We start from the raw sequence: 13,536 nt of genomic DNA, 5'->3' as shown, positions 1-13,536 counted from the left end.
CTGCGGGAGCGGTCAGTCACGGCCCAGCACGTCGCGGAGCTGACCGCGCGCGGTGACCCCGAGCTTCGGGAAGATCTTGTGCAGGTGGAAGCCGATGGTGCGGGGCGACAAATAGAGCCGGGCGCCGATGTCCCGGTTGGTGAGCCCGTCCGCGGCCAGTTGGGCGATCTGGAGCTCCTGGGGCGTCAGGTCGGCCGCCGCGTCAGGAGCGGTCACGGCCGTCACGGCCACGCCCGCCGCACGGAGTTCGGCGGAGGCGCGCTCGATCCACGGGCGCGCGTCGAGCCGTTCGAAGAACTCCAGGGCGGTGCCGAGCAGCGGGCGCGCCTCGGCGCTCCGCCGGTGGCGCCGCAGCCATTCACCGAAGTCCAGGTTGACCAGGGCGTGCTCGAAGGGCCACTGGACGGCGGCCGGGTCGGCGAGCGCCGCCCGGAAGTGGGCCTCGGCGCTGCCGGAGTCGGCGAGCAGGGCCCGGGCCCGGTGCAGGACCGCGTTGAGCCGGACGGAGCGTGAACCGCTCAGTGTTCCCTCGGCGGCCCTGAGGACGGTGCGGGCGTCGTCGGCCTGCCCGGCCCGCACGGCCGAGGCGGCGAGATCCGCGACGCAGTACAGGGACGCGTGGTAGTGCACGGGCAGCGGATGGAAGTCCCGGGTGAAGGTGCGCCGGTACTGCTCGTACGCCGTCGAGTGGTCGCCCTCCGCGAGGGCCGCCATGGCGAGCGCCCGCCGGTGGGCCACGTACAGGCCCGGCAGCTTGCGCAGGTCGACGGTGCGCACGGCCCGGTCGGCCCGGGCGCGCGCACCCGCGTGGTCCCCGCGCGCGGCGCGCAGCGCGGCCTGGAGGAGCGGCGAACCCACGGCCATGTAGTCCGCGCCCGCCTCCGTCGCCATCCAGAACGCCTCCTCGGCGCTGGACTGGGCCGCGGTCCAGGCACCGCTCTCGAACAGGGAGTTGGCGAGCGAGAACGCGGCGGTCGCGTTGGCGCCGGCCGTCGCGGCCCGGCGCAGATGGTCCATGGCCCGCCCCAGGAGGCGGACGGCGTGGTCCGTCTCGTCCAGCGCCCAGGCCGCGCCGCCGAGCACGATGGTGTCGGACAGCCCGCCCTCCGACACGGTTTCCAGCGCGTGGTTGAAGAGCTCCATGGCCCGGTCCCGGGCGGTGAAGGGAGCGCACGAGGCCAGCACCCAGATGCGGTCGACCTTGTGCGGTTCCCCCGCGATGAGGTCGGTGATCCGCAGGAGTTCGGTCCGGTGGAAGGGGTTTCCGGACCGGTAAGCGGGGGTCGCGGCCGTGCCCGCGGCGTCCAGGGCGAGGCCGGGGTGCTCGGCGGCCATGGATTCGGCCACCGGCAACAGATAGGCGATGGAGTCCTCGTACCGGAGCGTCACGGCCAGGGACCAGCCCGCGAGTGTGGAGGCCTGGGCGAGGACCTGCGCGTCCTCCGTCAGCGCGGCGACCCGGGAGGTGATCTCGTTCACCCACTGCGGATGTCCCCCGTGCGTGGCCGACCACGCCGCGGCGAGCAGGCGGCTCGCGCGCTGGTCCCGGTCCGGGGTGAGCTCGGCGGCGCGCTCCAGCGCCGCCGCCGCGGCCGCGTACCCGCCCCGGTGGCGTGAGCGCTCCGCGCTCGCGGCCAGGGCGTCGGCGACCTCCGCGTCCGGACCGAGCGCCGCCGCCGCGAGGTGCCAGGCACGGCGGTCGGGTTCGTCGGTGGAAGCGGCGGCGAGCACCAGATGGGCCTCGCGGCGCTCGGTGAAGGTGGCGGCCTGGTAGATCGCGGAACGTACGAGGGGATGGCGCAGCCGCACCTCGCCGCCTTCGACCCGCACCAGCCCCGTCCGCTCGGCGGGCAGCCACACCTCGGGGCCGTCCATGCCGGGAACTGTGTGGAGCACGTCGGAGAGCTGGGCGGTGCCGGCCGCCGCGGCGAGGAGCAGGGCCCGCCGTGTCGCCTCGGGGAGGGTGGGGAGCTCGGCGGCGAATATCTGCTCCAGCCGGGCGGTGAGGGGGAGCGAGTCGATCGCCCCCCGGTCACGGCGGCTGGGGTCCTTCGCGAAGGCGCGGGCGAGCTCGATGAGGGCCAGCGGGTTCCCGGACGCCTGCTGGAGGATCTGGGAGCGGGCCCTGCCTCGGGGTGGGTGTGGTTGGGCGTTCAGCAGGAGCACGGAGGCGGCCCGGTCCAGCGGACCGGCTGTCAGGTGCGGGAAGACGCGGTCGAACCGCTGCGGAACCGTTTCGTCCCGGGCGGCGAGCAGCAGGGCGGCGGGTTCGCCCTCCAGCCTTCGGGCCACGAAGGCGAGGACCTCCAGGGAGCCGAGATCCAGCCACTGGGCGTCGTCGACGACGAGCAGCAGCGGTCGCTCCGCGGCCGCCTCCGAGAGCAGGTTCAGTACGCCGAGCCGGGTCAGCATCGGGTCGAGCCGCTGCGAGGGTTCCGCCTTGGCCGTCCCGAACGCGAGGTGCAGCGCCTCGGCCTGGTGGGCGGGCAGTCGTCCGATTCCGCCGAGGAGGGGGTGGAGCAGCTGATGGATCCCCGCGAAACCGAGCTCCCGCTCGCCCTCGGCGCCCCGGACCCGCAGCACCAGCCGGCCGATGGAGGCGGCGTACGAGGCCGCCCGGTCCACCAGGGTGCTCTTGCCGGCTCCGGGCTCGCCGGTCAGCACCAGCACCTTCGAGCCCGTGCCGTCCGCCGTGTCGACCAGCTCGAAGATCCGGGCCAGCTCGGCTTCCCTGCTCAGGATCTCCGGCTCGGCGACCGTCTCGGTACCGAGATCCATGGTGCTCTTCCCTTCCCCGCGAACCACCCGCCCCGAGGGGCGCGGAGCGACGTACGTTGACAGGCCGCTCCCAGGCATCCTGCCAGGTCGCGGGCGTGAAGCGACGGGCGGAGTCCCGTGGGGGCGCTCACCGGCACATGACTGGTCACATGACAGAAGCGCCGTGCTCCGTCCCCCTGACAGCATCCGAAGCACCCGGACACCACACCTTGAGCGTGGCCCGGAGACACCCGACGGACGAGCGCGCGGACGTGCGTCGCGCCGCGTCCCGGTCGTGCGGACGCCCCGGCCGCATCGTCGAGGTGCCGACGATCACATGGATGACGGAGAGATCGAGCGTGAGGAACGCAGTGCACACCCAGCAGAACGCCGAGGCCGAGGGAGGCCGCGGCTCCGGGAGAGGACGAGTCACGGCCGGCGCGGACCGGCCGGCCGACAGGTGCTGCCGTTCCGTGGCCGAAGACGCACCGGCGGCGGAGCCGGCCCACCTCGCGGACGCCTCGGCCCGCCCCGGCCTCTCCCTCCCTTCCGTCCCTTCCCTTACTCCGGCCCCTTCTCAAAGCCGCCCCCGTCTGACGGTGCTGGGCCGGCGTTCTCCCGGAGCCGCGGTCGAGGGCCTGCGGATCTCCGTTCTGGAGTCCCACGGTCCGTACGACCGCTACGGATCCCGCGCTTCCGGCGACTTCCGTGATGCCGACGGCTCCGGCCGCTCCCGCGGGTTCGTCAAGCCACGTCACCAGCAGCTCTCCGTGCCGCCGTGGCTGACGGACTCCGGCGACGCGGAGACGCTCCACGTCGCCCAGCACGTCCACGGCTCGGCAGCCGTCACACACGGCGGAGCCGAAGTCTTCCTGGAGCCGGGTGACATCGTGTTCTGCGGGCCCGGGACGCTCGCCTCCCCGCGCCCCGGCGACGCGTACCGCATGACGGTCTTCCACGTACCGCGGCACCTTCTGACGATCACCGACACCGACCTGCGCCGGGTTCTGGGGGTACCCCTGCGCTGCGCGGAGGGGGTGGGGGCACTGGTGTCGCACTCCCTTTCGGTACTCGCGGAGGTCAGGGAGACCCACCACTCGCGGCCCGGTGAGCGGCTCGTCGCCGACGCGGTGGAGATCCTCGCCGCGCTCGTCGTCGACGCCGTCGGAACGGAGCGCCCGGACTCCCCGGACCCCGGCACACGGATGGCGGCCGCCATCCGGAACCACATCGATCTGCATCTGACGGACCCCGATCTGTCGCCGCGCTCGATCGCCCGCGCCCACCACATCTCCGTCCGGTACCTGCACAAGCTCTTCGAGGACGAGGGCACCACGGTGAGCCGGTTGATCCGCCGCCGCAGACTGGAGGCGTGCCGCCGCGAACTGGGCCGCACACCGCGCCGCAGGCTCACCGTGGCCGCCGTGGCGCACCGCTGGGGCTTCGTCAGCCCCTCGCACTTCAGCCGGGCCTTCCGGGACGCGTACGGCATGTCTCCCAGCCAATGGCAGTCCTCGGCGTCGGCGGCGCAGCAGCCGGTGTTTCCCGGCCGCACCCAGGCCTCCGCCGGTAACCGGAGCCGCCCGGCGGAAGGACAGCGGGTCCTCTCCGCGTAGGGCGTGTCCCACGGCCCCGGTCCACCGCCACGCACGAGGAGCGCGTACGAGGAGCGCGTACGAGCCGGACGCGGGCATCTCGGCCCGCGTCCGGGCAGAACGGCTCGGCCCAGGTTCAGGCCGGCTCGGTCCAGGCCGCGGCCTGGGCCGAGAGGCGGCGGGTGACCACGGACGTCACCACGAGGAACGCCAGGGCGAGGGCCAGGGTGACGGCGAGTTCGGTGCGCAGCGCGGCGCCGACGAGCGCGCCGAGGAACATGGCCAGCACGGACAGGACGCGCCGTCCCGGCCGGGGCGCGGCGCCACCGGCCGGACCGGAATCCGCGGCCAGTCCCGTCAGCGTCAGGGTCAGTACGGTCGTCGTCAGGTCGGGAACGCCGAGGCGGCGGGCGACCGCGTTCTGCATGCCCATGGCCAGGCCGAGCAGGACGATCAGGGTGTAGCGGGCCCAGGAGGTCACCTCGCCGTGGGAGACCGTGACCGCGACGAGGGCTCCGAGGACGAGCACCGCCTGGAGCGCCGTGGTGAAGGCCAGCAGCCGTCCCCGGTGCGCCGCGAACCGCGAGCCGAACCGGCCTCCGGCCAGTGCGCCGGTGAGGAACGCGGCCATCGACACCAGGGAGGCGAGCACGGACAGGCCGTCGGCACCCGCCAGGGCGAACCCCAGGAACACCACGTTGCCGGTCATGTTGGCGACGAAGACGTGCCCGAGCGACAGGTAGCTCACGGCGTCGATCAGGCCGGTGACCACCGTCAGCGTCAGCATGAGGGGCGGCAGCGGGCCGTGCCGGTCCCCCTTCGGGGGAACCAGTGTGCGAGCCGCGTCAACGAGCAGGGTGCGCATGCGGAGTCGCTCCTTCCGGGGCGGCGGGGTGGACTACGGAGGGGCGGTGCAGCACCGCCCGGGTGAGCAGGCCGCTCGCCGGGCCTGCCACGAGGGCCGCGATCACGACCCAGAGCGGCCAGGTGGCCAGTCCGAGCAGACGGTCGGCCGACCAGCGGCCGGGCCCGGTGAGCGCGAGCGCCCCCGAGGCGACGACGAGAACCATCGGGTACTCGTATCCGTCGTTCTGGACCCACAGCCCTTTGTGCCATTTGACGGTTCCGGCGACCGTCATCACTCCCATGGCGGCCATCGCCGCCAGGGGAGTGAGCGCACCGGCCGCCAGGAACAGGCCGGCGCCGATCTGACTGCCGCCCGCGGCGAGCGCGGTGAGACGGCCACCACGGAATCCGTCGCGGCGGAACTCCTCGGTCCCGCCCGCGAACCCGTTGCCGCCCAGCCGGAAACTGACCTTCTGCACCCCGTGTCCGGCGATGAGGAGTCCCACCACCAGACGGAGGGCCAGGAGCCCGGTGTCCATTGCGTTCATGCCTGTTCCTGACGTTTCGTCGATGTCCGGATGGAGCGGATCAGCCGGCCGCGTGCTCGCCGATGACGGCCTGCGCGTAGACGACCCCGAGTCCGTAGGTGCCGCCGTGCTCCTTCACCACGTCCATGACCGGCAGGTACGTCTCCGTACGCGCCCAGTCGCGCTGGAGCTCGAGCAGCACCTGCACCCAGGTGACCGGGACGGCGCCGGCCTGGACCATCCGCTGGACGGCGTGCTCGTGGGCCTGAGGGGTCACGCCGCCGGACGCGTCGGCGACGACGTAGACCTCGTACCCCTGCGCCAGCGCGGAGAGGGTGGGCAGGACGACGCAGACCTCGGTCCACAGACCGGCGATCACGAGCTTCTTGCGGCCGGTGGCCTTGACGGCCTCCACGAACGCGACGTCCTCCCATGCGTTCATCGTGGAGCGGTCGATGATCTTCTGCTCCGTGAAGACACCGGCCAGCTGGGGCATGAGCGGGCCGGAGAAGGACTCGGCGGCCACCGTGCTCAGCACCACGGGGACGTCGAAGACCTTCGCCGCCTTCGCCAGGCCCAACGTCGCGTTGATGATCGCGGTGCGGTCGCCGCTGCCCGTACCGAAGAACATCTGCGGCTGGTGGTCCACGAAGAGCACCGCGCAGTTGTCGGGGGTCAGCAGGGCGTCGCTCGGGACGGCGGTGACCTCGGAGATGTCGGTCATGGGAGAACCTTTCCAGCGGTGGGACGCGCGCGGACGGCTGCCGGCGCGCGAGCGGGTGATGCGGTGGTGCCCCGGGAGGGGCGGCTCGTGACCGGGCCCCTCCCGGGAGATCAGGGGCAGATCAGAGCGAGAAGCAGGGGTCGAAGACCGGGCTGTCCGTCTCGGGAGCCAGACCGCGACGGGCGCGCCACTGGCGGTGCTGCTCGGACTCGGCGACGGCCTGACCGAGCAGTTCGGCCTGGCGGGCGCCCGACGGACCGGTGCGCGGGGCGGCCTGGTAGCCGCCGAAACGGGTGACGGGGCTCCACGCCGGGCTGACCGGCGGCAGCTCCTCGTCCAGCCCCTCGTACTCGGCGGTGGCGTAGACGATCCGGCCGCCGACGACGGTCAGCAGCGACTCGATGTGGGCGATGTCCTGGTCGGGCACGTCGAAGTAGTCCTCGGAGAGGACCGCGAGGTCACCGAAGCAGCCCGGCCGCAGCACGCCCTTGACGTCCTGCTCGCCCGTCAGCTCCGCACCGGCCCGGGTGAACATGTCCAGCGCCGTCGCTCGGTCGACGCGGTTGAGCGCCGGACGCAGAACCACGTCGCCGACGGTGCGCCCGGTGACCAGCCAGTGCAGGGCGATCCACGGGTTGTACGTGGAGACCCGAGTGGCGTCCGTGCCGCCGCCGACCGTCAGTCCGCGCTCCAGCATGGCCCGCACCGGAGGGGCGTCCGCCGCGACGCCGGGACCGTAACGGCGCAGGAACGCCTCGCCCTGGAACGACAGACGGTTCTGCACGGACATGGCACCGCCCAGCGCGGCGACCCGGTCGAGGCTGTCCGTCGAGACGGTCTCCGCGTGGTCGAACAGCCACCGGTTCCCGGCCGGGAAGAGACCCTCGGCGGCAAGCTTCTCGAACACCGCGAGGTCCCGGCGGATCGTTTCGTCGTACGTGGCGTGCAGCCGGAACCCCCAGCCGTTCTCCATGAGGAGTCGCACGGCCTTCTCGAACTCGACCTCGTAGTCCGCGGAATGTTCCGGACGCGGCTGGGCGAAGTTCTCGAAATCCGCCGCGGCCCAGGTGAGATTCTCGCCCGCGCCGTTCAGACGCAGCCATTCGTCCCCGTCCTCGGCGCGCGTCATCTCGATCCAGCGCGTGAGGTCGTCGATTTCCTGGCCCGCCGTCTGCGGGAAAAGGTGGTAGGCGATCCGCAGCGACAACCTGCCTTCCTCGGCCAGCTCGGCGACGGTGCTGTAGTTCTCGGGGAAGTTCTGGAAACCGCCGGCGGCGTCGATCGCGGACGTGAGGCCGAACCTGTTCAGCTCCCGCAGGAAGTGAAGGGTGGAGATCTTCTTGTCCTCACCCTCCAGCACCGGCGCCTTGGCCAGCGTCGAGTAGAGGATCAGCGCGCTCGGCGCGGCCAGCAGCATGCCCGTGGGCTCCCCGTCCCGGCCACGGACGATCTGCCCGCCCTTCGGATCGGGGGTGTCCCTGGTGTGCCCGGCCGCCTTGAGCGCCGCCCGGTTGAGCACCGCCGACTGGTACAGGTGCAGCACGAACACCGGGGTGTCCGGTGCGGCGGCGTTCAGTTCCGCGACGGTCGGCAGGCGCCGTTCGGCGAACTGCTCGACGGACCACCCGCCGACCACCCGCACCCACTGGCCCTTCGGGGTCCGGGCCGCCTGCTCCCGGAGCATCGCCAGACCCTCGCGCAGGGTACGGACGCCGTCCCAGCGGAGTTCCAGCACATAGTTGAGCCCGCCCCGGATCACGTGCAGATGGGAGTCGTTGAGGCCGGGGATCATCCGGCGGCCGAGTGCGTCGACCACCCGTGTGCCCGGCCCGACGAAAGGCGCCACGTCATTGTCGTCGCCGACGACCGTGATGACGCCGTCGCGGATCGCGAGGGCCCCGGCCTGCGGGCGACCAGGGTCGCCGGTGTGGATCTTCGCGTTGCGGACGACGAGGTCTGCAGCGTTTTCGGTGGCGCTGGGGACCAGCCCTCCGACCGGCATGGTGGACACCTTTGGACAACCTCCTGCAGTGGGAACAGCCAGTGGGAACCGTGTTGCATTTCCGTGCTTTTCCGCACGTGCCGATATCCGCACCCTCGTGCGCTTTGATCGCCGGAGTGTGAATTCGGGGGAGTAAAGGGGGGATCAACCTTCCGCCGTGTTCGTGGAGAAGGTGATGTCCGATCGCTCCGTCAGGAGATTAGGAGAGGTCGGTACGCACGCGTGTTCCGGCAGCGCACCCGGTGCGTTCCGAGAGTGCACCGGTTTCATTCCCGGCACGCCGTGTGCGCTGACGGGCATCACCGCATGCACTGCGGGACTCGCGCCGTCGGCCCGGACGTCTAGCGTCGCCGGAGTGCGGGCGGCGCGGCACAGCACTTCACGACTCGCGGCACCGCACGCACTTCACGACGTGCGGCACCGCACGCACTTCACGACTCGCGGTACCGCAGGCACTTCACGACGCAGCACGGCATCGCAGGAGGAACCCATGACCAACCCGTCCCCGTCCCTGAGCAGCAGCCAGCCCTGGCTGCACCAGAAGGGCGAAGTGATCCAGGAGTTCGGCACGGTCAAGCAGTTCCCGATCGGCCTCACCTACGAGGCGCGGATGTACTCCTGCCAGCGGCTCAACAGGGTGCTGGCCGACACCCAGATCCTCTACGGCCTATACAAGAAGCACCACTGGCTGATGCGTGGCGCGACCTTCTACCAACTGCACCTGGTACTGGACAAGCACGCGGGTGAGCAGCTCGAACTCGTCGACACCATTGCCGAACGCGTCCAGTCCCTGGGCGGGGTCGCCGTGGGCGACCCCCGGCACGTCGCCGAGATCACCTCGATCCCGCGGCCCCCGGACGGGGCCGAAGAGGTACCGGCGATGCTGTCCCGGCTGCTGGAGGCGCACGAGACGATCCTGGTGGACGCCCACGACGCGGCGGCCAGGACCATCGAACTCGGCGACGACGGCACCAACGACCTGCTGGTCTCGCAGGTCATCCGGACCGGGGAACTGCAGGCGTGGTTCCTGGCCGAGCACCTGGTCGACACCCCACTGGTCCGCGCCTGACGCGGTCCCCGTGAGCGGCCTCTCCGCCGAGGCCTGCGCCGGCGCCCCGCCCCTTTTCTTTTCCGTGACCGCACGGCCGTACCCCGGTCCGCCGGTCATCCCTGTCCCTGCCACGGTTCACCAGGAGTTTTCCCATGTCCCCCTCGGCCGGTCCCACCGTCGTCCTGATCCACGGCGCCTTCGCCGACGCCTCCAGCTGGAGTTCGGTGATCGAACGCCTCCAGCAGGAAGGCCTTCCCGTCCTGGCGCCCGCACTGCCGCTGCGCGGACTGGAGAGCGACGCCGCCTACATCCGTAGCGTGCTGGACAGCGTTTCGGGCCCAGTCGTGCTCGTGGGCCACTCCTACGGCGGCTCGGTCATCAGCATCGCCGCCTCCGGCGCCCCGCAGGTCAAGGCCCTCGTCTACATCGCGGCCTTCGTGCCGGACATCGGCGAGAGCGCGCTGGAACTCACCGGGAAGTTCCCCGGCAGCACCCTGGGAGAGGCGACCTCCACCCGGTCCTACCCGCTTCCCGACGGCGGTCAGGGCGAGGAGCTGATCATCGAACAGCACCTTTTCGAGCAGCAGTTCGCGGCGGGAGTGCCTGCCGCGACCGCCCGGGTGATGTCCGTGGGCCAGCGTCCGATCGCCCTCGCCGCGCTCCAGGGCAAGGCCACCGCAGCCGCCTGGAAGGAGATCCCCAGCTGGTACCTCGTGGCCACCGAGGACCGCAACATCCCGCCGGCCGCCGAGGAATGGATGGCCGAGCGGGCCGGCGCCCACACGGTCAGCGTCGTCGCACCCCACGCGGTCTCCGTGAGCGACCCCGCACCCGTGACCGACCTGATTCTGCGTGCCGTCCGCTCGACCGGCTGAGTGGCTGATCGGTTGGCTGTCCGGCTGTCCGGCTGACCGAGGGACCGGCTGTCCGGCTGAGCCGACCGGCTGTCAGGTCACCCGGTCAGCCGGCGGGCGCCCGGGTGGTGTCCCGGCCGTGATCCGCCGGACACGGGCGCCGTGTTCGCCGCGTTGCACGTTCCCGCGACGACCGCCCGCTTCGAGCCGACCGCCAGGCACGAACCGGAACGGTCGCTGGTGATGGTCCGCCGGCCCTCCTCCCCCGCCCGTGGGCGTCTCCGGCGCGCACCGCATCGCCGTGCGCGCTCAGCTCGTGAGGGCTTGCTCGATCCGCTCGAAGTCCTCAGGGCTGAAGTTGCCCCGGCTGAAGTGCACGCTCCGGTTCTGTTTCGGCGTCACCACATGCGGATACGACGCCAGCTCCGGCACGGCGATCTTCCAGATGGCCGCGATGCGCCCGAGGATGATCACCGCGTCACGGGACATGGCGCGGCGCACCAGGTGGAAGGCGAAGAACTGGGAGGGCAGCGTGTACGGGATCGGCCGCCACGATGGCGAATGGTAGCCGTGGAACTGCACGGCAAGGATCTGCCGGGCGAGTTCGTCGTGACGGTGCCCCTGCTTCGTCAGGCCATTCAGGGTCCGGGACCACCACCGGAGTCCTGGATGGTCCTTGTCGGGGTGCGTCAAGAAGTGGTTGGGGGTCCCGCCGGCGTTCGCGATGTGCTGCAGGGTTCGCTCGGTCACGCCGGGCCGGGCGTAGGCGGCCGGGTCTGCTTCGCTCACGCCTGGGTTGGCCAGCAGCACGACCAGCGGCGCGTCGTGGAGACCGATGAACGGTTCCGGCGGGAGTGTCAGGTTGAGCTGGTACCGCGCGTGCGAGGGGCGGACTTGCGTATCGGCGAGGGCTTGCAAGTGCGGCAGGTCTTCGGGGACCGCGTACGGTGCGTTCCTGGTCGTGCGGGTCCACGGATTGAGCACCTGATCCCCCGCTGTCCGGGTCGTCATGGCAGGCAAGCCTACGAGCATCCTGCGAGCCGACCGTCACCGTGCCGGCCGGCCATCGGCGCAGGGGACCCGTTCCCATCCTGATCGGGTGGCGAGTTCGAGCGCGACGACGGCACGGACAGCGGCTGTCATCCAGGTGTATCCGTCCGGGACTGGTCACCGCTCGCCGGCAGCCCTCAGGATCGCGCGGAGACGTGAGAGGCATTCGTTGACGAAGGCGGGACAGGTGGCCCAGTAGTACGACACTCCGCTGATTCCGACGGCGATGGCCCATGCCCGGGCCCGCAGCCAGGTCTCGTGGTCGAGACTCATGGCGTCCCAGTACGCCTGTCGGGCTGCGGGGGGAAGGTCCCACAGAGGCGAGTGCTCGGCGTCGGGGAAGCCGACTGAGAGGGCTCCGAAGTCGATGACTGCGTGCAGCTTTCCCCGCTGTACCAGGAGGTTGCTGGGTTTGAGGTCTCCGTGGAGCCACACATGGTGGCCGGAGGGCTCGGGCAGGGCGAGCGCGCTCTGCCACAGGTGTCGCAGGTACGTGATGTCGAGGTCAAGGCCCTCGATCGTTGAACAGTTGTCGAAGCACTCGCTGATCCACCGGTCACACGCGCGCAGCCCACCTCCGCGGTACCAGCTGAGCTCGCCCTCACGAGTGGCGCCCATGAGAGGGGCCGAGTGCAGGCTGCGCACGATCGCCGCCAGGTCGGCCCCGAGCGCGGGCCAATCCGTGACCGATCCCAGGCCGGCTTCCTCGCCGTCGATCCAGCGGTACACCGACCAGGCGAGCGGAAACGCGGAACCCGGGGTGCCGACGTGTACCGGCTCCGGGACACGACAGGGAACGTGTGGTGCCAGCCGCGGCAGCCACGTCTGCTCTTTGCGTACGGCCTTCGCGTTGTCCGGGGTGCGTGGCAATCGCATCAGCAGCTGATCGCCAAGCCGGTACATCCTGTTGTCGGTGCCCTCGCCGGCCTGTGAGAGGGGAAGAGCGGCCCACTGCGGCTGCTGCTCCAGCAGCAGCGACCGGACCACCGCTTCATCCACACGGATCTCGTTCTCGTGAAGTGTCACGCTGCGAGCCTTGTGCTCAGGCCACGACGCCGCCAGTGATTTTCCGAGGCAGTCGCCGCTCGGAACGCGATCCGCCTTGTCGTGTGAGACCGAGTGAGAGCGTCAGCGCAACAGGACACTCAGCGGCGGAGTCCGGAAGTACCACCCCACCCGTGGTTGACATCAGCATCGGGACGTTGCTTCGCCGTCCCCGTCCGAGGTGCCGTGCCGGGCGCCGGCCGCTTGACGGGAAGAGGTGAACACGACCCAGGTGCCGCCTTTTCGCGCCCGGGGCACGGGCAATCGCGCGGCGGACGGGGCGCGTGCCCGGCGCACGGTAGCTCGGTCGGATCATTCGGCGCTACGGCATCTGCGGGCGCGCGGGGGGCGCTTCCGTGAAATGACGGGGCTCAAATTCAGTGATACCCGCGCAAGAGGGGCATGGGGTGACTGAATAGTTTCGCAGGTGATCACTTGGCATATGTCCAGGGCGGGATGTGTCACCTCGTCGGATTCAGGGAGTGCGGGGTAATGGAGCGAATAGGGACTTCGGTGGCCGTGCATCCTCTAATGTGATTGGCATGAACGGGTGAAGTCGGGTGTGGCCCTGCCCCGGTAGTGAAGGTCCATCGAAGGAGAGTGCGATGCGTCGCCGATCTCTGCGGGGCCGCAGTGCCGGGTAAAGGTCGGGGGCCGGCGAGGCCTCGCGGCGGGAATGGTCCGGCGCGAGGTGCCCGGGAATGTCTGATGAACATGTCGCAGAGAGCGCGAGAACAAGTGGGGGACGGCCGTGACCAATCCTTTCGATGACGAGTCGGGACGATTCGTGGCGCTGGTCAACGACGAGGGTCAGTACTCGCTGTGGCCCGCGCGGATCGAAATCCCGGGCGGCTGGCGTGCCGTCGGGCCGGAGGGGTCGCGTCAGGAGTGTCTGGACGCGATCGAGGCCGCCTGGACCGACATGCGGCCCGCGGGCCTGGTGAGGGCGATGGAGGCGGCGGCCGAGTAAGGCTGTCCCGTCCCCCCGCGCTTCCTGGCGCATGCGTGACGGATCACGGAACACTCCCTGCTCCGGTCGCCTGGGCGAGGGGCGTGCCCTTGGACCGGCGGGGTGGACGGCGCTTC

11 protein-coding genes are annotated in these 13,536 nt (G+C 71.1%); 4 read left to right on the top strand and 7 right to left on the bottom strand.

The features are described 5' to 3' along the window. Positions 1-12 precede the first annotated feature (12 nt). Entirely contained in the window at positions 13-2,778 is a 2,766-nt protein-coding gene (locus tag ACFZAX_RS25600) for an AAA family ATPase (protein WP_390964488.1), read from the bottom strand. Positions 2,779-3,230: 452 nt separating this feature from the next. Here ACFZAX_RS25600 and ACFZAX_RS25595 point away from each other — a divergent pair, with 452 nt between their 5' ends. Then, entirely contained in the window at positions 3,231-4,373 is a 1,143-nt protein-coding gene (locus ACFZAX_RS25595; protein WP_390964486.1) for a helix-turn-helix domain-containing protein, read from the top strand. 115 nt (positions 4,374-4,488) lie between these two features. On the opposite strand, the gene ACFZAX_RS25590 is transcribed toward ACFZAX_RS25595, so the two are convergent. The 4 genes from ACFZAX_RS25590 to ACFZAX_RS25575 form a co-directional block, all read right to left on the bottom strand. Next, entirely contained in the window at positions 4,489-5,217 is a 729-nt protein-coding gene (locus ACFZAX_RS25590) for a DUF1275 family protein (protein WP_390964485.1), read from the bottom strand. Next, positions 5,198-5,737 (bottom strand): DoxX family membrane protein, encoded by a 540-nt coding sequence (locus ACFZAX_RS25585; RefSeq protein WP_390964654.1) that lies wholly within the window; start codon positions 5,735-5,737, stop codon positions 5,198-5,200. Before ACFZAX_RS25585 ends, ACFZAX_RS25590 begins: the two co-directional genes overlap by 20 nt. Before the next feature lie 49 nt (positions 5,738-5,786). Continuing rightward, positions 5,787-6,449, bottom strand: coding sequence for an isochorismatase family protein (locus ACFZAX_RS25580; RefSeq protein WP_390964484.1), 663 nt, complete (start codon positions 6,447-6,449; stop codon positions 5,787-5,789). A 121-nt stretch (positions 6,450-6,570) separates the two neighbouring features. After that, on the bottom strand, positions 6,571-8,451 hold the full coding sequence (locus ACFZAX_RS25575; protein WP_390964483.1) for an amidohydrolase family protein: 1,881 nt from the start codon (positions 8,449-8,451) through the stop codon (positions 6,571-6,573). A 490-nt stretch (positions 8,452-8,941) separates the two neighbouring features. Here ACFZAX_RS25575 and ACFZAX_RS25570 point away from each other — a divergent pair, with 490 nt between their 5' ends. Continuing rightward, a complete protein-coding gene (locus ACFZAX_RS25570) occupies positions 8,942-9,520 on the top strand; it encodes a ferritin-like domain-containing protein (protein ID WP_390964482.1) in 579 nt (192 codons plus the stop codon). Positions 9,521-9,654: 134 nt separating this feature from the next. Continuing rightward, the gene (locus tag ACFZAX_RS25565) at positions 9,655-10,377 is read left to right on the top strand and encodes an alpha/beta fold hydrolase (RefSeq protein ID WP_390964480.1); all 723 of its coding nucleotides are present in this window, start codon (positions 9,655-9,657) and stop codon (positions 10,375-10,377) included. Positions 10,378-10,665: 288 nt separating this feature from the next. On the opposite strand, the gene ACFZAX_RS25560 is transcribed toward ACFZAX_RS25565, so the two are convergent. Continuing rightward, positions 10,666-11,367, bottom strand: coding sequence for a hypothetical protein (locus ACFZAX_RS25560; protein WP_390964479.1), 702 nt, complete (start codon positions 11,365-11,367; stop codon positions 10,666-10,668). A 156-nt stretch (positions 11,368-11,523) separates the two neighbouring features. Beyond that, positions 11,524-12,432, bottom strand: coding sequence for a phosphotransferase (locus ACFZAX_RS25555; RefSeq protein WP_390964478.1), 909 nt, complete (start codon positions 12,430-12,432; stop codon positions 11,524-11,526). A gap of 769 nt (positions 12,433-13,201) precedes the next feature. Here ACFZAX_RS25555 and ACFZAX_RS25550 point away from each other — a divergent pair. After that, a complete protein-coding gene (locus ACFZAX_RS25550) occupies positions 13,202-13,420 on the top strand; it encodes an MbtH family NRPS accessory protein (RefSeq protein ID WP_390964477.1) in 219 nt (72 codons plus the stop codon). The last annotated feature ends 116 nt before the right edge of the window (positions 13,421-13,536 follow it).

Origin of the sequence: Streptomyces sp. NPDC008125 (assembly GCF_042957125.1) — a bacterium.
In the GTDB taxonomy this organism is placed as follows: Bacteria; Actinomycetota; Actinomycetes; order Streptomycetales; family Streptomycetaceae; genus Streptomyces.
Note: the sequence above shows the minus strand (reverse complement) of the source record. Positions and strands in the feature narration are given on the sequence as shown.

Bases quoted from the DNA above. Each gene is read 5' to 3' on its own strand.
- ACFZAX_RS25580 (WP_390964484.1), bottom strand. From the start codon at position 6,449: ATGACCGACATCTCCGAGGTCACCGCCGTCCCGAGCGACGCCCTGCTG.
- ACFZAX_RS25600 (WP_390964488.1), bottom strand. From the start codon at position 2,778: ATGGATCTCGGTACCGAGACGGTCGCCGAGCCGGAGATCCTGAGCAGG.
- ACFZAX_RS25590 (WP_390964485.1), bottom strand. From the start codon at position 5,217: ATGCGCACCCTGCTCGTTGACGCGGCTCGCACACTGGTTCCCCCGAAG.
- ACFZAX_RS25565 (WP_390964480.1), top strand. From the start codon at position 9,655: ATGTCCCCCTCGGCCGGTCCCACCGTCGTCCTGATCCACGGCGCCTTC.
- ACFZAX_RS25560 (WP_390964479.1), bottom strand. From the start codon at position 11,367: ATGACGACCCGGACAGCGGGGGATCAGGTGCTCAATCCGTGGACCCGC.
- ACFZAX_RS25585 (WP_390964654.1), bottom strand. From the start codon at position 5,737: ATGGACACCGGGCTCCTGGCCCTCCGTCTGGTGGTGGGACTCCTCATC.
- ACFZAX_RS25575 (WP_390964483.1), bottom strand. From the start codon at position 8,451: ATGCCGGTCGGAGGGCTGGTCCCCAGCGCCACCGAAAACGCTGCAGAC.
- ACFZAX_RS25570 (WP_390964482.1), top strand. From the start codon at position 8,942: ATGACCAACCCGTCCCCGTCCCTGAGCAGCAGCCAGCCCTGGCTGCAC.